Origin of the sequence: Mangrovibacterium lignilyticum (assembly GCF_010882175.1) — a bacterium.
Lineage (GTDB): Bacteria > Bacteroidota > Bacteroidia > Bacteroidales > Prolixibacteraceae > Mangrovibacterium > Mangrovibacterium lignilyticum.
The window spans coordinates 977,138-995,756 of sequence record NZ_WKLH01000001.1 but is presented as its reverse complement, the minus strand read 5'-3'; the positions used below and the strand labels follow the sequence as shown (position 1 = coordinate 995,756).

General features: G+C 44.2%; 17 protein-coding genes and 1 tRNA gene. 9 read left to right on the top strand and 9 right to left on the bottom strand.

From position 1 onward, the window contains the following. Positions 1-116: 116 nt before the first annotated feature. The 7 genes from GJV22_RS04090 to GJV22_RS04060 all read right to left on the bottom strand — a co-directional run bounded on the left by GJV22_RS04090 (position 117) and on the right by GJV22_RS04060 (position 6,238). Positions 117-2,495 carry a TonB-dependent receptor gene (locus tag GJV22_RS04090; RefSeq protein ID WP_163709062.1) on the bottom strand — a complete coding sequence of 793 codons (2,379 nt, stop codon included), beginning with the start codon at positions 2,493-2,495 and terminating at the stop codon, positions 117-119. A gap of 200 nt (positions 2,496-2,695) precedes the next feature. Beyond that, a complete protein-coding gene (locus GJV22_RS04085; protein WP_163709061.1) occupies positions 2,696-3,028 on the bottom strand; it encodes a hypothetical protein in 333 nt (110 codons plus the stop codon). A gap of 68 nt (positions 3,029-3,096) precedes the next feature. Continuing rightward, positions 3,097-4,023 carry a DMT family transporter gene (locus tag GJV22_RS04080; RefSeq protein ID WP_163709059.1) on the bottom strand — a complete coding sequence of 309 codons (927 nt, stop codon included), beginning with the start codon at positions 4,021-4,023 and terminating at the stop codon, positions 3,097-3,099. 144 nt (positions 4,024-4,167) lie between these two features. Beyond that, positions 4,168-4,893, bottom strand: a complete 726-nt coding sequence (locus tag GJV22_RS04075; protein WP_163709057.1) for a head GIN domain-containing protein — start codon at positions 4,891-4,893, stop codon at positions 4,168-4,170. 138 nt (positions 4,894-5,031) lie between these two features. Continuing rightward, positions 5,032-5,108: transfer RNA gene (locus tag GJV22_RS04070), tRNA-His, on the bottom strand. A 90-nt stretch (positions 5,109-5,198) separates the two neighbouring features. After that, positions 5,199-5,606 (bottom strand): hypothetical protein, encoded by a 408-nt coding sequence (locus GJV22_RS04065; protein ID WP_163709055.1) that lies wholly within the window; start codon positions 5,604-5,606, stop codon positions 5,199-5,201. 59 nt (positions 5,607-5,665) lie between these two features. Continuing rightward, positions 5,666-6,238, bottom strand: coding sequence for an RNA polymerase sigma factor (locus GJV22_RS04060; RefSeq protein ID WP_163709053.1), 573 nt, complete (start codon positions 6,236-6,238; stop codon positions 5,666-5,668). 163 nt (positions 6,239-6,401) lie between these two features. Between GJV22_RS04060 and GJV22_RS04055 the strand changes: the two genes are divergently transcribed. From GJV22_RS04055 to mobA, 5 genes are all read left to right on the top strand, one after another. Continuing rightward, on the top strand, positions 6,402-7,004 hold the full coding sequence (locus tag GJV22_RS04055; RefSeq protein WP_163709051.1) for a hypothetical protein: 603 nt from the start codon (positions 6,402-6,404) through the stop codon (positions 7,002-7,004). A 75-nt stretch (positions 7,005-7,079) separates the two neighbouring features. Continuing rightward, positions 7,080-8,192: a L,D-transpeptidase family protein gene (locus GJV22_RS04050; protein WP_205461742.1), complete on the top strand. Its 1,113-nt coding sequence runs from the start codon at positions 7,080-7,082 to the stop codon at positions 8,190-8,192. After that, positions 8,189-8,905 carry a L,D-transpeptidase gene (locus GJV22_RS04045; RefSeq protein WP_163709045.1) on the top strand — a complete coding sequence of 239 codons (717 nt, stop codon included), beginning with the start codon at positions 8,189-8,191 and terminating at the stop codon, positions 8,903-8,905. The genes GJV22_RS04050 and GJV22_RS04045 overlap by 4 nt, the downstream gene beginning before the upstream one ends. A 1-nt stretch (position 8,906) precedes the next feature. Further along, on the top strand, positions 8,907-9,704 hold the full coding sequence (locus tag GJV22_RS04040) for a hypothetical protein (RefSeq protein ID WP_163709042.1): 798 nt from the start codon (positions 8,907-8,909) through the stop codon (positions 9,702-9,704). Between the two features lie 278 nt (positions 9,705-9,982). Continuing rightward, the gene (gene mobA, locus GJV22_RS04035) at positions 9,983-10,555 is read left to right on the top strand and encodes a molybdenum cofactor guanylyltransferase (RefSeq protein WP_163709039.1); all 573 of its coding nucleotides are present in this window, start codon (positions 9,983-9,985) and stop codon (positions 10,553-10,555) included. A gap of 3 nt (positions 10,556-10,558) precedes the next feature. Here mobA and GJV22_RS04030 read toward each other — a convergent pair whose 3' ends face one another. Continuing rightward, the gene (locus tag GJV22_RS04030; RefSeq protein WP_163709037.1) at positions 10,559-13,264 is read right to left on the bottom strand and encodes a cytochrome b family protein; all 2,706 of its coding nucleotides are present in this window, start codon (positions 13,262-13,264) and stop codon (positions 10,559-10,561) included. A gap of 1 nt (position 13,265) precedes the next feature. Beyond that, the gene (locus GJV22_RS04025; protein ID WP_205461741.1) at positions 13,266-13,658 is read right to left on the bottom strand and encodes a QcrA and Rieske domain-containing protein; all 393 of its coding nucleotides are present in this window, start codon (positions 13,656-13,658) and stop codon (positions 13,266-13,268) included. 536 nt (positions 13,659-14,194) lie between these two features. On the opposite strand from GJV22_RS04025, the gene GJV22_RS04020 reads away from it, so the two are divergent. The 4 genes from GJV22_RS04020 to GJV22_RS04005 all read left to right on the top strand — a co-directional run bounded on the left by GJV22_RS04020 (position 14,195) and on the right by GJV22_RS04005 (position 18,584). Further along, the gene (locus tag GJV22_RS04020) at positions 14,195-16,450 is read left to right on the top strand and encodes a molybdopterin-dependent oxidoreductase (protein ID WP_163709031.1); all 2,256 of its coding nucleotides are present in this window, start codon (positions 14,195-14,197) and stop codon (positions 16,448-16,450) included. Then, on the top strand, positions 16,447-16,980 hold the full coding sequence (locus GJV22_RS04015; protein ID WP_163709028.1) for a 4Fe-4S dicluster domain-containing protein: 534 nt from the start codon (positions 16,447-16,449) through the stop codon (positions 16,978-16,980). The genes GJV22_RS04020 and GJV22_RS04015 overlap by 4 nt, the downstream gene beginning before the upstream one ends. A gap of 20 nt (positions 16,981-17,000) precedes the next feature. Beyond that, positions 17,001-17,942: an NrfD/PsrC family molybdoenzyme membrane anchor subunit gene (gene nrfD, locus GJV22_RS04010; protein ID WP_163709024.1), complete on the top strand. Its 942-nt coding sequence runs from the start codon at positions 17,001-17,003 to the stop codon at positions 17,940-17,942. Positions 17,943-18,047: 105 nt separating this feature from the next. After that, positions 18,048-18,584 carry a YeeE/YedE thiosulfate transporter family protein gene (locus tag GJV22_RS04005; RefSeq protein WP_163709021.1) on the top strand — a complete coding sequence of 179 codons (537 nt, stop codon included), beginning with the start codon at positions 18,048-18,050 and terminating at the stop codon, positions 18,582-18,584. Positions 18,585-18,619: the final 35 nt, after the last annotated feature.

Here is an 18,619-nt window from a genome sequence, read left to right as displayed (position 1 = left end):
TTCCTAATATCGAATGAATTTGTCGCAAAGATAAACGGAATACTGAAAAGCCTAAAAGAAAAATGGGTGCCGAATGCCCACAAGGCTTTCGGCACCCTATCATATTGATTGACTATTTATTTTGATGCACTGGTCGAACTGATGGAAATTGGAATGATGAGTTTGAAACTCACATTTCGCCCCATGTTAAAGTATCCTTCGCGACCGGTTGTCTCGTTTAGACCCGTGTATTTCAGTCGACTGAGGTGGCTTTGGTACGCTTTGTCCGTCAGGTTATTGATGCTGATGAACAGGGAGCAGATTTTTCCTTTTTTACCGGTGAAATCAGTTCCGATTCCTGCATTCAAGAGCGTGTATGCGGGAGTTGCTGTTTCGGTGGCGTAAGCCGCAAAAAAATTGTCCTGTTTCCAGTTGTGATCCACACTGAAACTTATCCAGGCGTTTTGCATCCAATTATTAACGTCTTTGATGTCGAATTTAATTTCGGATAACCAGCGGGCTGCCGGGATCATGGGCAGATTTTTCGCTGAATCGGGCTGGTTCGATAAAGTTCCGCGAGTGTACGAAAAGGTATTTTGAAAATGCAGGAAGTCGAGCGGGTGCGGATGCATATCGATGAATAGCTCGCCGCCATACAAATGAGCCTTTCCACCGGTAAACTTGAAAACAGGGACATCATTGATTGTCGAGTCATTTCCCGCTTCAGTATTCAACCTATGGCTGTAAATGTAATTATCGACCTTGTTGTTGAAGAGGTTGAGTTCGGCGGAAACGTGTTTGGTGTCCAGTCCGATTCCCCAATCAATCTGTAGACTGTTTTCCGGTTTCAAATCGGGGTTGCCAATTTCGTAACGGAAAGTACCTTCGTGGTTCCCGTTCGAGCCGAGCTCTGCAATATTAGGTGCCCGAAAACCTCTTGAAATATTCAGTTTCGTATAAGCAGACTCGCTGATCTGATAGCTGGCACCGATACTTCCCGAAATGCCATTAAAGGTTTCGCTGAAGCCGGGAAAGCGCACTGTCGCATCCGGATCAGTTACTGTTGTAACTGCTTCGTCACTTGTAAGGTAGAGTGCATCACCATTCATATGGCGGCGGTCGTAGCGTAGTCCGCCACTGATATCAAAATCACCGATTTGTTTGTGAGCGATGGCAAAAACGCCGATATCGAACAGATCGTAAGCAGGCACCAAAAACTCGGACCCTTTATTTTCAGATTGTTGCCACATACCACCAATGCCTCCGGTAAGTGTCCAATCGCTTTCAGAGGGTAAACTGTATTTCAGGTCGTAACTAAGCGTGTTTAGTTTGAAGTACAAGCCATAGTCGTCGGCCGATTCAAATTCCTTTCGGTTGTTTTGCTGAAAGCCAAAGGTCGCATTTAAACTTCCCTTCCCGAGGAAAAGTTTGTTGTTCCATACTGCTTTGTAGTGGCTTATCTCTTGAAAAGGAGCTCCGGGTTGATACGACTTCGGATCGCGCACTGTTCCTCCTTCTTCCTCTCCAATAATTCCCGGATTCAGGTTATAAAGGCTGAGGGTTAAGTGTGAGAAACCCCATGAGCGATTTAGTCCGACCAGTGCGCTGGCAGCGTTTTCGCGGAAGGCTGAGTTATTGACCCAATTGTCGATGTTATTTTGGTAATCATGTGCTCTTTTGTCGCTAATTCGGGCATCCCAAATAAACCCATTTTGGTTGCCGGCCATATTTGCCGAATAGCCAAACAACCCATTGTTTGTTTGGTAGTTGGTGATGATATTTCCGTTGATTGTTCCGTTTGGCAATGTTGGTGCCGATATCATGTTAATAACTCCGGCCATGGCGTCGGAGCCGAACGCCAAGCTGGCAGGTCCTTTCAATATTTCGACATGGTTGACACCATATTCATCAATTTCGATACCATGTTCGTCACCCCACTGCTGACCTTCCTGGCGAATTCCATCGTTTACCACCACCACTCGATTGTACCCCAGCCCTCTGATCACAGGTTTCGAAATACCCGCTCCTGTTGTTACTTGTGAAACGCCCGGTTGCTTGGCCAGTGCGTCAATGATGTTGTTGGAGGCTCCCTCGATTAAGGCAGCATGTGGCACAACAGCGATTGGTGCCGGTGTCCGTTTTTGCTCAATCAAGCCGGGTTGGCCGGTAATTACCACTTCGCTGATTTCGGTGACCGATTCGCTTAGTTCAAAATTAATAGAAGTGGTTTGCCTCAGGTCCACGGATTGGGTGATGGATTGGTAGCCAATCAAACTGATTTGAATTGTCAATTTGGAGGCAGGTAAGTTTTTGATCTCAAAATTTCCTTCATCATCCGTTAATGCGCCAATCTTTAGCTCGGGGAAATAGATTGTCGCTGCAGGAAGTGGCTCACGTGTTTCGCTATCAGTTATTTTTCCGCTTAGCAGGGTTCGGCTGCTGGTGTCTGTCGGCAGCGCAAAAGCAGAATGAATAAAATATAAGAAGAATGTAATGGTAATTATACGGTATTTCATGTTGTTCTGTCTATTGTTAATTCAGCAATCAAACGTCAGTTGAATTGCGAATATCTTTTTGATTATGAGATTATATTATACTTCTTTCCCTGCTTTTAGGAAATAGAAATACAGGCACGCCGAATTCATATTTTGAATAAAAAATGAATGCGTACCAATTGTAAAAATCGAATGTGAGAGTTTGTTATGCTTGATAAAGCTTAGGCTACAGGAGGCCCTCGAAGAGAAAAATGACGTATCGGCTCCGTATGTACTTTTTCCGGTAGCGGAGCAAGTAAAATGGGATAAGTAACCCAATAAACTGACGGCGTGAAAGTCGGTTCACTGACAAAACTCAATAGCTCGTAATCGCAAATGAGACAGTCTTGAGCCGGATGATCAATGACCGGACCTGGTGTTGAGCAACTTTCACAACAACTTTGTTCGGGTTGGACTTCGTGCACGTGAAAGGTTTTGCTCGCCAACGGATAGGCGAACAAAATCAGGTGGCTAACGACCAGCAGAACTAAATTTATTTGTTTCAGTTTCTTCATTGTTGACTGTTAGAAACAGCGAAGTCGGAAAAGTGTTTGATTAAAAAGTGAAAGTCTTTTAAACGATTTTAGATTTCAATGTTCGGTATTTCCGCATTTGTTACAGGTTTAATTCGTCTCCGTTTCAATTGTGCTAAAAATATGCCGGTAATAACAATGATGATGCCGATCACCTTCTGGCTGTTGATTTCTTCACCCAGAATGAAATAAGAGAAAATGACCACAAATACAGGCATGACATTGATGAACATGTTCGATTTGTTAATCCCCAGATGGCGGATACAGTAGGTGAAGAAGATGAATCCAAGGATAGACGCGAACACTGCCAATTTCACGATTGCCATGAACGCTTCTTGATTAAAAGGTGTTTGCAACGTTTTTTGAGCCTCAAAGGTGAGCCAAAAAGGCAAAAACATAAAGGAACCAAAGAGGTTTTGGTAACTGATGATAGTGTATCCGTTATAGTTATGGGTCAGCTTTTTCAGAATGATTGCATAACCAATAGTGGAAAGAACGGCTATAAATTCCAATGTGACGCCTAGTGGCGACGCTGAAAATCGAAACGAATTGTCGAGCACAACTAAAGAGACTCCGGCAAAGGAGATGGTCAAGCCCGCAAAGTTTGCCCAGCTCATTTTTTCCTTGTGAAAATACCAGGCCGCCAAAGGAGTGAAAAGCGGAATCGTTGCCACGATCACTGCCGCTACGGTTGGGGAAACATATTTCAACCCAAAGCTTTCGCCCATGAAATACAGGAACGGTTCGAAAAAGGAGAGTAGAATCATCCACTTCAAATCGCCTTTTTGAATCGGCTGTAACTTGCCAATTACTTTAGCGATGACAAACATCATAACTGTTGCCAGAGTGAGACGGATTAGCACGACGGTCATCGGGTCGTAAGCGCGATAGGCAACTTTAAACCACACAAAGGAGAAACTCCAAAAGAACATGGCTAACAGCGCTGCCCCGTAGTATTTCAAGATATTATTTTGCATAAAACATTTTCAGGATGCAGCGCAAAAGTAGAGATAAATTTAATCGGATAAAATACATCCTTGCGAAACATTTATCGGCGATAATCGCTGCCGGTCAAATGTGGTTCTAGTGACCAACTTTCAACGACTTTACTGGAAGTGGAACTAATTAGCCGGAGTTACGCTCCCGCTTCCGTTGATGCTTGACCTGATTTCAGGTGCATTTTGATACAGCACAACGCCACTTCCGTCGATGAGTACATCCAGTAAATCAGAAACATCAACCTTCATGATCCCAGAACCCTCAATAGAGGCCAGGCAGGTGTCCTGTTCCAGTTTGAACGATGAGATAAGGCCGCTGCCAATAATCATCATGTCGCTTTGGTTACATTCGCCTTCAATGATTATTTGGCACGAGCCGGAAAGCCGGATCTGAAGCTTATCAGCATTTACCGAACTGCTAATGATGCCGGAGCCAATTAAATCGATGTAGAAAAGATCGTTCTCAAAGTGCCCGGCTTCAATAGAACCAGAACCCTCAAGTTCGAGGCTATGTACTTCGGGGCAGCTGACGTGTATTTCCATGGGAAGATTGTTTTGCAGGCTGACATTGTCGCTGCTTTTGATGTGGAGTGTCTTCCCGGTCAGGTCGGTTTCAATGTAATCAATGAGGTTGGATTCTGCACGGACCGTCACCGAGTGCTCATTTCCGGGAGCGATGTAAACATTAAACGACCCGGACATGACAACTTGGTTGAAATCGCTGGTTGCACGATCTTCGGTGGTGAGTTGGTGATTGCCTTCAATTTTTTCATCGGTTGAACACGATGTGGAAATGGTAATTGCCAGTGCTGCCAGGAGCACGACAAGGAAGTCAGGTTTTGTTTTCATGCTTGTTTCTTTTCTGCTTATTTAAACAGACGATCTCAACGACAAAACGTTACATGAAATAGGGTGTATTTTATGTGGGGTGTTTTTGCAGAATGAAGAAATAAAAAAAGGATATCAATTACTGATATCCTTCTCTTTTGGGGTGGAAGACCGGGTTCGAACCGGCGACCTCCGGAACCACAATCCGGCGCTCTAACCAACTGAGCTACAACCACCATTTTTCTTTCGGGTGCAAATATAGTATTTTATTTGTGATCTCTGCAAGCATTTTTTGTGCTTGTCGTGAAAAATTTCTTCGTCTGTTTTTAAAGTTTTTCTTTATCAAGGACTTCACCTGTTTTACTGAGTAGCAGGAAGTATCTGGTTAGCTCTGAATCGCGCACAATGAGTTCGTATTTCAGGCTTTCGTCACATGCAATAGAGATGGCATTCATTAGTTCACCATGCTTTTGGGCTGTCTCGTTGATTGCTTCAGGAAGCTTTTCCAGGGAGATATTCGTCTTTAAACAGGTAATTTGTCCCTCTCGGTTGAAACGGGCAATGTGTTCCATCTCATTTTTGTAGAAAACGGCTTCGAATTGATCGGCTGATACCTGCCATTCAATGTTCAGTGGTTGCTGAAACTGCTTGAAAAAGCTTTCTTTAACCAGTTCAGGGATGGTTGGTCCTTTGTTGGTCGATAATATTTTGTGGAAGAAATTTTTGATATCCATTGTGTTTTGATTGTCTTTCAGTTAATTGACGCGGGCTATTGAGGAAGTAACTACATTTCCTATAAATCTTTTTCAAACACCGTTTGGTAAAGGTAGATTACTCGGGTTCGGGCTCTTTTTAAACGCATTTTTACGGCGTCTTCACTAATGCGTAAGGTTTGCGCAATCTGTTTGCCAGGCAGGTTATCCTGATACTTCATCAATAAAAGGGCTTTTTCTTCCGGGTGAATCATCTCCAGAATCTTCAACAGATTATCGTAGCTTAAGTCCTGCAAATCAGCTTCCGACTCGTCCGGAATATCCGGAATTTCATTTTCAGCATTCCAGCTAGGATAGTGCAGCTTTTTTTTCAGTCGTAAATAATCGATAGAATAGTTATAAGTAATGGCATATAGCCACGACGAAAAGTGTGCATTCCCTTTAAATCCGGGAAGCTTTTCATAAGCTTTCGATAAGATGTCGCTGGCAAAATCTTCAGCCAAATCACGGTTTCTAACGAAACTGTGGCATCTGTCGACAACCTTTAAAAAATAACGTTTGTATAGATGCTCAAAAAGCTCGGTTCGCTGTTCTTGTGTAATCAAGCGAACAAGCTCTTCATCGCTGGTGTCTGATAACTGTTCTTTGGTCATAAACGCGCTTCAAAACGTTTCTGAAAATATTTTTTCAATCTTTTCGTTACTTCAGATTTTCCTTCCGTCTAAATGAAGATTTCAACCCGGATTAATATACAAAAAACGAAAATAAGCAATGGGATTGGAATTCATTCTGAAAAATAAATTTTACTTGTTAACGATGAAAAAAAAGTTGATGATTGCGTTGACAGCTTTAAGTATAGCTGTCTTGTTTAGTAGTTGTGGAAAAGCGCCTCAGGCGGAAATTGATGCTGCAAATGCCGCGATTGAGGTGGCTAAAACCGCTGGTGCTGATGTTTATGTGGTTGCTGATTTTGCTGCCCTGCAAGATTCGATGCGTGCTGTAAACGAAGGCGTGGAAGCACAGAATGGTAAGCTTTTCAAGAACTTCGACAAAGTGAAAGAGCAGTTGGCTGTTGTAACCGAAATGGCTGCAGAGACCAAAACGAAAGCCGAAGTTCGTAAAGAAGAAGTGAAACAGGAAGTTGCTGCCTTGCAAACAGAAGTGGCAGAATTGGTTGCTTTGAACAATGAGTTGGTTGCAAAAGCTCCAAAAGGAAAAGAAGGAGCAGCAGCATTGGAAGCTATTAAAGGCGACATTAGCCTGATCGAAACTTCGATGACTGAAGTGGCTGATTTGGTTTTGGCTGATAACCTGATTGCTTCGCTTGACAAAGCTAAGGCTGCGAAGGAAAAAGCATTGGCTATTAACGCCGAACTGAACGAAGTAACGACGAAATACGCCAAAAATAAAAAGAGATAAAGTCAGATTGTAAGCCATAACCTGAGATTTCCCCGGAGTAATGTATCCGGGGATTTTTTTATCAGTGTTGTTTTTATGCGAAAATTGAAACGAGGAGTTGTTTGGGGATTTTGGATTTTTACCGCTGTTGTTTTACTGGCTGGATTGCTGATTTACAGAACTCCGAGACCACCGGTGGCTGCACTTAAAACAGCTCGGGAGGCTTTAACTGAAGCACTGAAAAGCGGAGCTGAAGTTTATGCCGCAGATAGCTACGCTGCAGCGAAACAAGCTTACGATTCGGCGATGGTATGCTGGTCTGCTGAAAACCAACGTTTCTTTTTGTTTCGTAATTATTCGCGTTTGGATGGCTGGATTGCGGAGACAATTGAAAAGTCTGTTAAGGCAGAAGAACTGTCCGGTAAGCGCTCGGCATCAGCTAATAGTCGCGTACGGAACGGAGTAGCCGATTTGGACAAGAAAGTTGCTGAGTATAACAAGTATTTTAAGCGGATGCCACTCCCTGCTGCGGTTTCAAAGAGGCATAATCAAGGAGTGTTGAAACTTTCTGAAGCTAAGTTTGCCTGGCAAAACAACCGATTTAACGAAGCTGAAACGCATTTTCACCAAGCAAAAGAATTGATTGAACGAGCTAATGGCAAGGCGGAGAAAATTGTTCGCGGTTGGTTCGAATCCCACAACACCTGGCAAAAGCTGGCAGAACAGTCGATTCGATTGTCGAAAAGCGGGCAGAAAGTAATCTTGGTGGATAAGTTAGCTCATGAGTGTTTGCTGTACCAAAACGGGAAAGTGATTCGCAGATTTGATGTCGAACTTGGTGTGAATTGGATGGGCGATAAAGTGCGAAAAGGTGATAAAGCAACACCTGAAGGCTTTTATCGAATTAGTCAGAAAAAGGATGGCTCTCGCACCCGGTTTCATAAAGCATTACTGTTGAACTATCCCAACGATGATGATCGCGCCCGGTTTGCTGGTGCAAAGCGTAACGGGACATTACCTGCGAAAGCCGACATTGGCGGCTTGATTGAATTTCACGGTTTGGGAGGAAAGGGCGTTGACTGGACCGATGGTTGCGTGGCATTGAAGAATGAGGACATGGATGCCTTGTTTAGGATGGCCGCAGTCGGAACTCCGGTTATTATTATTGGTTCACAGAAATCATTGAAGGAAGTATTGGGTAAGGAATGAACGAAGACGTAAAAACAAAAAATAAAGTCAATAAGATTGGTTTTTTGAAGAATCCGCTATGGGGGTGGCTCGGATTTGTAACAGTTATTCTGACAGCCATTCTGCTATTTCTTTGGCTGCTGTTTTCTTTTGTTCCCTGGCTAAAAGATCAGGCTGTTTTTTATAAGGTAAATCAGCCGGTAAATGATTCGGTAGTCGAGAATCGCCCCACAGACAAGGATCTGACCGATGATATTGGTCGTTTGCAAAAGAAGCTTGAACGCATGACACCAGGTGGCGTGTATCTCATTATTAACACCTCCGATAATAGCTTCTCTCTGTATCAGAATAAGCAACTTATCAGGGAGGGGTTATGCTCAACCGGTAGTTATATCAAGCTGCAAGCTGAGAATCAAAAGAACTGGGTGTTTGAAACGCCCAAAGGTGTTTTTACGATCAAGGGCAAAATTACCAATCCTGTGTGGCGAAAGCCGGATTGGGCTTTTGTTGAGGAAGGTCTGCCGATCCCGTCGGCGAACGATCCTTCTCGATACGAGTCCGGTGTGCTGGGCGCCTATGCACTAAGTTTGGGCGGTGGCTATCTCATTCACGGTACGTTATACAAGCGTTTCCTCGGACAAGCGGTAACACACGGTTGCGTTCGAATGAACGACGAGGATTTGGAAACGGTCTACAAAACCCTGTCGGTTGGCGCCAAAGTTTTTATATACTAAGATGAACAATCAAAAATATACACGCAAATTAAGTCATCCGGTACGCCGCTTTTTTGCGGTTACCATTCCAGTTGTTTTATTGTTGATTGTCGGGCAGTATGCAGTCCTGTCAATTGTTGCCGTTCGCGATAATTTGAAAATGCTCTATGACCAGGAAGATGTAAAGTTACTCTCCGGAAATATCCCTGCCGATTCAACATGGTTCATGCATTATAAGGATAAAACGTGGCTTGAAACACGTTATCAAATATCCCGAACCGATTCCATAAGCTTATCGGTGAATTTAGGAGACAGCACTTTGCAATTGGAATTGAAGGGTGTCGTATTAAAAAGGTCTAAGATTCTGGATTTTAGAGCTGATCAAATCTTTAGCCACCTGAACGAAGGAGCATACCATCATTTTTTCGGTGTGCAGGCGGTTGCCGAGAGCGCATTGTCAACCATTGAGAAAGAACCTTTGATTGTGAAAAATGCGCCGAAAGATACGATTGAATATGCGGAACAGGAGCATGTTATTGGCAGCGCAAAGTCAGAAGTGGTGCATTGGTTGCTTCAGCTGGATAATGGTATTGTTCTTAAAATAGAAGGTGCCGACAAGCTTTCGAACGATGGCGGTTGGATGGGGCGAAAGTTTTGGTGGAAGCAGGATTTTATGCAGTTAAAGAAGGATATTCAAAAGACCTTGTTTTTCGAGATTCCCGATTATAAACCCGAGATTGCAATGGTAATTTCAGAAGCTGACGCGAAAGCAATTTTCAGAGCTTTACCAACATCACCCTTGATTTGTATTCGTTTTTGATTGAGAAAAAAACACCGGGTTTTCTCAACTCCCGGTGTCCCGTTACCCCAGTATTCCCTCTTCTTTTCTGACTTACATCAGGTAAATCAGAACCAATATTAGTAGCAGTATAAAAGCTATCGAAAAGGCAATTAGGTTTCCCTGACTTTTAGATTTCCTGCTTGTGTTCATCTTTGATGGTTTTATACGTTAGACGTGATTATACGCAGAAGTAACGCGATAGGATTATTTTTTTCTTTTGAATGATTTTCCGAACTTCGAAAAAAATAGAACGAAAGATGGGCGACCAGATTGGCGGAATAATTTTGGCAGGCGGGAAAAGCTCCCGTATGGGGAAAGACAAGGGGTTAATTGAGTTTCAGGGCAAGCAACTGATTCAATATGCAATCGGCCTACTTCATCCTTTGTGCACCGAAATTATTATTAGTACCAATCAAGCAGCTTATGAAGAATTTGGGTTGAAAACAGTTGCTGATGTTTATCGCGATTGTGGCCCATTAGGTGGATTGCAGGCAGCATTGTCAGAAACGGAATTTGAATGGAATGTTGTTGTGAGCTGCGATACGCCTTTTCTGCAGGCCGAATTGTTTACTTCGCTTTTGCAAATGAAAACCGGCTTTGACGCGGTTATTCCCAAACATGCCGGAGGAATTGAGCCAATGGCTGGTGTGTATCACAAATCGTTGGCTGAATCGATTGAAGCCAAATTGAAAGCGAAGGATTTCAAAACACAGAAATTTCTGTACGAAAGCAATACGGCTTTTTACGATGCAACCGGCTTAATTCAGAAATATCCACGGCTATTTTATAATCTAAACCGTCCCGAAGAACTGGACGAGTTGGCAGATTAGAACCTATTCATTCACCCATTCCGGAAGGACACATCGACTGCTTCTTTTTTGGATTAGCGCGTTGAAATTGTCTAGTGTATTTAGCATTAGATTCGATTTCTGATCGTGGCAATGCAAACAGGCGCCAACTGTAAGGATTTTTTGCTGTTGTTCAATGTCAAATGGTTGCACGTTTGTTCGGGTTGAAACCACGCCGTTGCGATTTTGCATAAATCCGGTCCAGGCATCACCGGGCAGATTATCGTGTGGATCATCTTCATATTTCGGGTTGAAGGTCCATTTGCCTTTCTCGGGTTCCACATGGTAGGTTAGCTCTCCTTCGCCAAACCCGAGAGCGACAGGGTTGTTGTGACAACTTATACAATCGCGGCCACTGGCCGAAGTTGTGTGAGGAGCTGCGGGGGCGAACAATCGGTGGAAAATAACCGAGTCTCCTTTTGCATTTGGATACGATTTCTTGTCAATGGTCAGAATCATTCCTGGGATCACCGGGATCACTTCCCGATTGCCGTCAATTGTTCTGGTGCCAAGTGCAGGCTCTTTGGCGGTGTATCTCCCAATGTATTCTACCCAGCTTCCTATTTTCTCTTCATTTCGAATCATATCGTAGCCAGGTTCGTTCTCATCGTAGGTGTTGTGGCAGCCGATGCAGCTCGGAGCCCATGCACTATGGCACGCGGAGCAGGCTAGATGCTGATGCGCATTATTTCGGGTACAAACAATTGCAGGCGCTTTGAGCTCCATTTTTATGCCTGTATTTTTAGTGAATAGGAAAAGTGAGTCGTTTTCAAAGGATGTGTTGATGAGGGCATGATCGTGTTTTTGTGTTATCAGGAGCCGGCGATTATTGATGTTTCCGAACCGCAAAGCCGCAATAAGGGCTGATTCGTTATCCAAATCTGAAGCCGCAATTGTATTTGGAGTACCATCGATATGACAGTCAATACACTGAACATCCTGTTGGTCTTCTTCGTGTGCATAATGTTTGCCGTCTCCCATCAGTTCGTAAGAGTGATGACAGTCGATACATTCCATTCCTGCTTTGTGGTGCACGTCTTCAGGTTGTTGGGTGAAAACGCGGGTCCCTTCAACCAGTCGGTAATTGGAACTGTCGGGCATTTCATTCGCTTCAAGTGTGGTTTCGTGCCATCCTTCGTAGTTGGTCGAAATACGTCCGGAACGGCTGTGGCAGCCAAAGCAATGATTGTTAGTCACCTTTAAACTCACTGATGGGTGGAACTGGTGAATGTTTTTTCCAGAGTCAGTCAGTAGTTGTTCGGCTTCGGCGCTGTAATTCAGGTGGCAGGCCAAACAACCGCCTCCGCGGCTTGATTCATTGATCACGCCGAGTTCCATTTTTGGATTTCCCAAATGGCATCGGACGCAAAGGTTTTTTAAATGCTCGTCGGCTGCGGAATTACCCAGTTGATGCACATCAGTTAAGATATCAGGATTCTCCTGTTCATTAAAAACAAAACGATCAACGCTGATCATTCCGCTTAGGGTCGACATCAATCCGGTAGGGACACGCTCCACGATTTCCGGGTGGCACTGCGTTGTTCCGCATGTTTGTTGCGCGGTGGCAAGGTTTCCTGGAATCAGGATCATTTTTCGGTGCGACTGTTTTTTCCCGGTTGCAAACGGATCTCCTCCGTGGCATGAAAAACAACCAATCACTTCGGGTTTGTGGGAATCGACAAAGCCGTGTGTTTCGGTGTGGCACGACAGACAACTTTCTTTTCGTCCAAAAACAACCGGTGAGTTGAATGTCCCCTGCGACTCGAAATCCGGCGAGAAGTTAACTCGGGGCGATTTAAAATTGTGCAATACGCTGTAGTTGTAATTTGATTCGCCGGGAAGAATCCAGGTCCAGCGCTCTCCCCTAAAAAAGAGCCCGGTGATGGTCAGCAAAAAATAAAAAGCAGTCACAACCAGTAGGCTTCTTTTGCTGATAAAGACAAGTTTTCCTTTTTCTGCATTGACCAGGTAAATAAGTACGAGGATAGCCAGAAATAGCAGTAACGACCACTCGGGATGACTCAGCCAATGTAGGATTTCCTGGAAACCAACAAAATACCACGGACCTTTTACAGTTGGGTTGAGGTTGTCGTGCAAGGGAGCACTGAACAAATAGCTGACGGCTAAAACGCTTATGGTAGTGAGTAGGAATTCCGCGGCTGATGGCCAGAAACGACGGCTGTGCTCTACCATGACGATGGTGATGAAAACCGTAAAAGTAGCGATGTGATGAACGTAAATGAGCTGGAAGTCGCCTGTTTTTCCTAGCAATGAATAGGCAAGTAGTTGCCCAATGAAAGGTATTCGGGCCGAAAGTGTTTCCAGTATTTGCCTTGCTTGCAAGCTATCTGCGTCACCCTTCAACAAAAAACCGGTGAGCATGGCCATGAAAATGATTAGCACACCCAGACTCAATCGCCAGGCTATGCCCTTCTTTATGCCGATTCGTTCTTTGTAGTGAAAATGGTCGTAGAGATGAATCAGACTGAAAATCAGAAAAAATTGAGCGCTCCAGTAGTGCAGGTTTCTTGTCAGCGAGGCCCATGGGTTAGCAACCATGATGCCGCTGACACTGAGGTATGGAGATTCAACCTTATAAGGCACAGCCAACAAAACGCCGGAAACAAGAACCAGCCAGAAGAGGCTTAATGCTACCGTCCCAAAAGTTGTTTTATTTTTTTTGCCGTTCATCTTACCCTTGAATTTCGATTTGGTTTCCATCGTCGGAGATGCGTGCCTGAAGTTGCGGTAGACTTTTATAAGCCGGACCTTTTAACACATTTCCGCTGAGATCATACTCCGAGCCGTGGCAGGGGCAAATCAGTTTGCCATTTTCGGTTTCGTTTATTTTACAACCCAAATGCGTACAATGAGCCGATAAAACCGTTGTGCTATCCTCTTGATTTATAATGATGAAGTTGTCCGCGAAAATAACAGTCTTGTTTTTATTGAAAGGAAAAATCCGCGTACGTTGCTCATCCTGTTTTAGTTGATTTTGAGCAAGCTTGTTCCATAAGGCAACAAAAAGCCCTGCGGTAATCGTCATGGCTAACTGTAGAAAAGTCCGTCTGCTCACTCGCTCCATTACTTCAATTTTAAGAAGCAAAAGTAGTAAAATGATAAATGAAAATATCTGGAATATTTCATAAGTGACTTTTATGGTAGGGTTTTCTATAACATATTGCAAAATCAAGATTCTTATCTTAAGTTAGAAATGAACAAATGATTATTTGTATTTTGTTTAAATAGATTGGTCGATTAGCGCACATAAAATGAAGTGAATTGACCTGCCTGAATTTAAATTTCGTAATCTAATCTAGATGGAAGATGATGTATGCGAGTTTGTTGTGTTTTTTGAGATCGCATTTCCTTTCAAGAAACAAGAAGATAAAAATAGCTTTAAATCCGATATTGAATGGGCCTTATTTTTAACGTTTTCAAATTAGAATTGAATTGTATCATCTTTTGATAATACTTCTATATTTGTCATCATATCTAAATCTTTAAATATTTGCATAGCCTAACTTGTAGATAAAACTATGATTAATATTCTACAGTCTACACGTATTGGTTCTGCATTGGAGATAGTAACAAAATAGCTTGAAAAATAACTAATCACGCATGAAGACACGACGGGATTTTATCAAGATTTCAGCAGCTGGTACCGGAGCAACGGTCTTAGGATTAAGTGCTTTTGGTGCAAAAAAGTTCAAGTGGTTTGAGCCGAAGATTGAAGGACCTGTCAGTGATGAAGATCTGACACCCTATGCTACTTACTGCGAAGTATGTTTCTGGAAATGCGCCGGATGGGCCTATGTGGATAAACAAGGCCGAATTCGGAAAGTAGTCGGAAACCAAAATGATCCGCATTGCAACGGTCGCTTATGTCCCCGAGGAACAGGCGGAGTTGGAATGTATTACGACGAAGATCGTTTAAAGACGCCATTAATCCGTGAAAAAAATAGCGACGGCAGCCAATATTTCCGCGAAGCTTCGTGGGATGAAGCGCTGAATTTGGTGGCGACCAAAATGACGGAAGTGAAAGATAAGTACGGCCCTGAAGCTTTCGGGTTATTCAATCATGGTAACCCCGGAACTCATCTCGAACACCTTTTACGTGCCTACGGATCGGAATCGAATGCGGAACCGGCTTTTGCAAATTGTCGCGGTCCACGTTCGGCAGCCTATTTTTCCACTTTTGGTGCCTACATTGGCTCTCCGGAGTGTACCGATATTCGCGATACGCAATGTCTGGTGCTGATCGGTTCTCACCTGGGCGAAAACATGCACAACTCGCAGGTTCAGGAGATGTCGCAGGCGATTGATAACGGGGCAACTATTATCACGGTCGATCCACGTTTTTCTACTGCAGCAGCGCACTCAACACATTGGTTGCCGATCAAACCATCGACTGACATTGCCTTGTTGATGGCTTGGATACATGTGCTGATTTATGAGGAATTGTTCAATAAAGATTTTGTTGAGAAATATACGTTCGGTTTAGATCACCTGAAAGAGCATGTGAAAAACATGACTCCGGAGTGGGCTTATGGAATAACCGATATTCAACCTGATGTGATTCGCACAACTGCGAAAGCGATGGCCGGGGCTGCACCTGCAGTCGTAATTCATCCGGGACGTCACGTTGTTTGGTACGGAGATGACACACAACGCGAGCGGGCGATGGCTATTTTGACGGCTTTGCTCGGTGCATGGGGGAAACGTGGAAGTTTGTACCTGCCCGAATCTGTTAGCATCCCGAAATATCCGCAACCGGAATACCCGGAGCCGGAGTGGACCTGGAAGGACATCAACGAAGGAAAATATCCGTTGGCGACGATGGGGATTACGACTGAGTTGCTAAAGGCTTCTATTCCCCGATTGAATAAAAAGCATCAGGTGAAAGCCTGGCTGGTTGGCGGAACCAACTTGCCGTTAGCAATGCCCGATAAAAAGCTGTTTAAAGAGGCCGCTGATTCTGTTGAGTTTATTGCGGTAATGGATACAATGCCGATGGAAATCACCGGTTACGCCGATGTTATTCTTCCGGAAGCAACTTATCTGGAGCGTTACGATTTTATTCGTTCGGCACAAAACCGCGAGCCCAATATTGCTTTGCGTGTGCCGGCTGCTGAACCGAAATACGATTCGAAACCGGGTTGGTGGATTGCCAAGCAAATTGGTGAACGACTCGGATTGCATGATTACTTTAATTATGACGATTTCTCGGAAGTGATTGACTGGCAGTTGAAGCAAATGGGAACATCGCTGGAGGAAATGAAAAAGATTGGTGTAAAAACCTATCCAAGACAAAGTGGGCCGCTTTATATCGGTGAAGGGGAAGATTTCAAATTCAACACCAACACGGGTAAAATAGAATTGTATGCGGTTGATTTCTCGGATGAAGGTTTCGATCCGATGCCAGTGTACAAACCCCATCCCGAACCGCCACAGAATTTTTACCGCCTGATATATGGTCGTGCTCCAATGCACACCTTCAGCCGAACATCGAACAATCCCAATTTGTGGGATTTAATGAGTGAAAACAGCGTTTGGGTAAACCCCAAAGTGGCTGATCTCTGGGGGCTGAAAAAGGACGAGGAAGTCTGGTTGAAGAATCAGGATGGAGCGGTTACCTCGTTCCCTGTAAAAGTTCGGGTAACAGAGCGTATTCGTTGGGACTCCGTCTATATGGTCCATGGTTTTGGTCACTCAGATAAAAAATTGTCGCGCGCATTTGGTCGCGGAGCAAGTGATGAAGAGCTGATCACCAACATTGCCGTTGACCCGATTATGGGTGGAACCGGCATGCGCGGAAACTTTATAACGTTTTTGAAAGAAGATCCTGCAATGGAAGTAAAGGAGGATAAAGCATGAGATATGCAATGGCTATCGACACCAAGAAATGTGTTGGTTGTGGCGACTGTGTAGTGGCCTGTCAAACAGAAAATAATGTGCCTCACGGCTATTGCCGCGACTGGATTGTGGAGCGCGTGGATGGAACTTATCCGAGCTTAAGCCTAGAGTTCCGGTCGGAACGCTGTAACCACTGCGATAACTCACCTTGTGTGCGTTGTTGCCCAACAGGTGCCAGTCACAAGGCCGAAGGAGGTATTGTATTGGTTACGCACACTAAGTGTATCGGCTGTGGTGCATGTATTGAGTCGTGTCCGTATGATGCGCGTTATCCGCATCCCGAAGGCTATGTTGATAAATGTACGTTCTGTATTCACCGGGTACAAAAAGGACAAAATCCTGCTTGCGTGGACGTTTGTCCGACGCGTTGCCTGCATTTTGGCGATTTGGATGATCCGAACAGCGATGTTTCATTGGCCTTGAAAGACCGTAAATGGAAAGTACTCGCACCAGAAGCAGGTACTAAACCACAATTGTATTTTCTAACCTAACCAGCAAAAACTATAGCGAGATGAATGAAGAATTATTTGTTAGCGGACGCGATATTCCCAACATTGATCCGTATTTAAATATTTGGCACTGGCAAATTCCGATTTACCTTTTCCTGGGCGGACTGGCTGCCGGCATCCTGTTTTTTGCCGGGTTTTACACGGTTCGGGGAAGAGGCCGTAAAATGCAGGCAACCGTAAAATGGGCTCCTATTATTGCGCCTATAGTCCTTGTTTTAGGTCTTGGAGCATTATTCTGGGATTTGAAGCACAAGTTATTTTTCTGGCAACTTTACACAACTGTTCGGTTGGACTCTCCGATGTCGTGGGGAGCATGGACCTTGATGATAATCACTCCGGTTTCGTTGATTTGGGTCGCCAGTTATATGAAAGAAATATTCCCTTGGTGGGATTGGAAATTTCCGATCGTGAACCGCATGGAAGCCTGGATTATTAAAAACCGCGTTGGACTGGCTTGGGTGATGATGATCTATGCCATCATTCTTGGGGTTTACACCGGAATTTTGCTGTCAGCGTTCAATGCCCGGCCGTTGTGGAACACGTCCATTTTGGGACCTCTGTTTTTGGTTTCTGGTTTCTCAACCGGATTGGCAACGACCATTCTGATTAGTAAAGATCCGAAAGAACGAAAGACACTGAGTCGGATTGATCTCGTGTTCATTATTATCGAATTGTTCCTGATCGTTCACCTGTTTATGGGCTTTTTGGCCGGATCGGAAACAGCGATTGAGGCAGCCAATTTGTTTTTGGGTGGTTCGTTTACCGTAAGCTTTTGGGTGTTTGTGGTCATACTTGGATTGATATTTCCGGCTGCATTGGAAACCTTGGAGTTGTGGGGATATCATGTGCCGAAATGGTTGCCACCGACGATGATTTTGTTTGGCGGTTTAATGTTCCGTTTCATCATGGTTGAGGCTGGCCAAATAACCCGGTATCTATACTAAGGTCACCGGCCTTTTGTTTGTGTTCCTCTGGCATTTGCCAAACAGTCGGATGCATGCAAAACGATCATCAATATTGAAGTGTAGTTAACTAGAAAATAGCTCAAAATGAATAAAGAACTAGCAACAAATAAAGAACCCAAATACATCAATCCTTACTTAGGAGGTGTATTGCTGGGGCTGCTCGTGCTGATCACCGTCTTAATTACAGGTCGTGGACTTGGCGCCAGCGGTGCAATCAAGAGTACAGTGGTGGCTACCGCTCATGTGTTTTCGCCCGAGCAGGTGAAGTCGAACGCCTATATGGGCAAGTTTATTAGCGATGACCATTCACCGATGTATACCTGGTTGGTGTTCGAAACGATCGGGATTTTCTTGGGTGGTTTGCTATCCGGCGTTGTTTTCGGACGGGTAAAGAAGTTCCGTACCGACCATAGCCCGAGGATTACCAGCAGAACCCGCCTGATCTTCGCATTGATTGGTGGTATGTTGTTCGGAATCGGTAGCCAGTTTGGCCGCGGATGTACCAGTGGCGCCGCGCTTAGTGGTACAGCGACTTTTGCCCTTGGGGGAGTGGTGGTCATGTTTGCTATTTTCGGAACAGGTTATGCAGTGGCTTACTTTTTCCGAAAACTATGGATTTGATTTTAAATTTCTATCAGAATAAAAACATTAAAAGA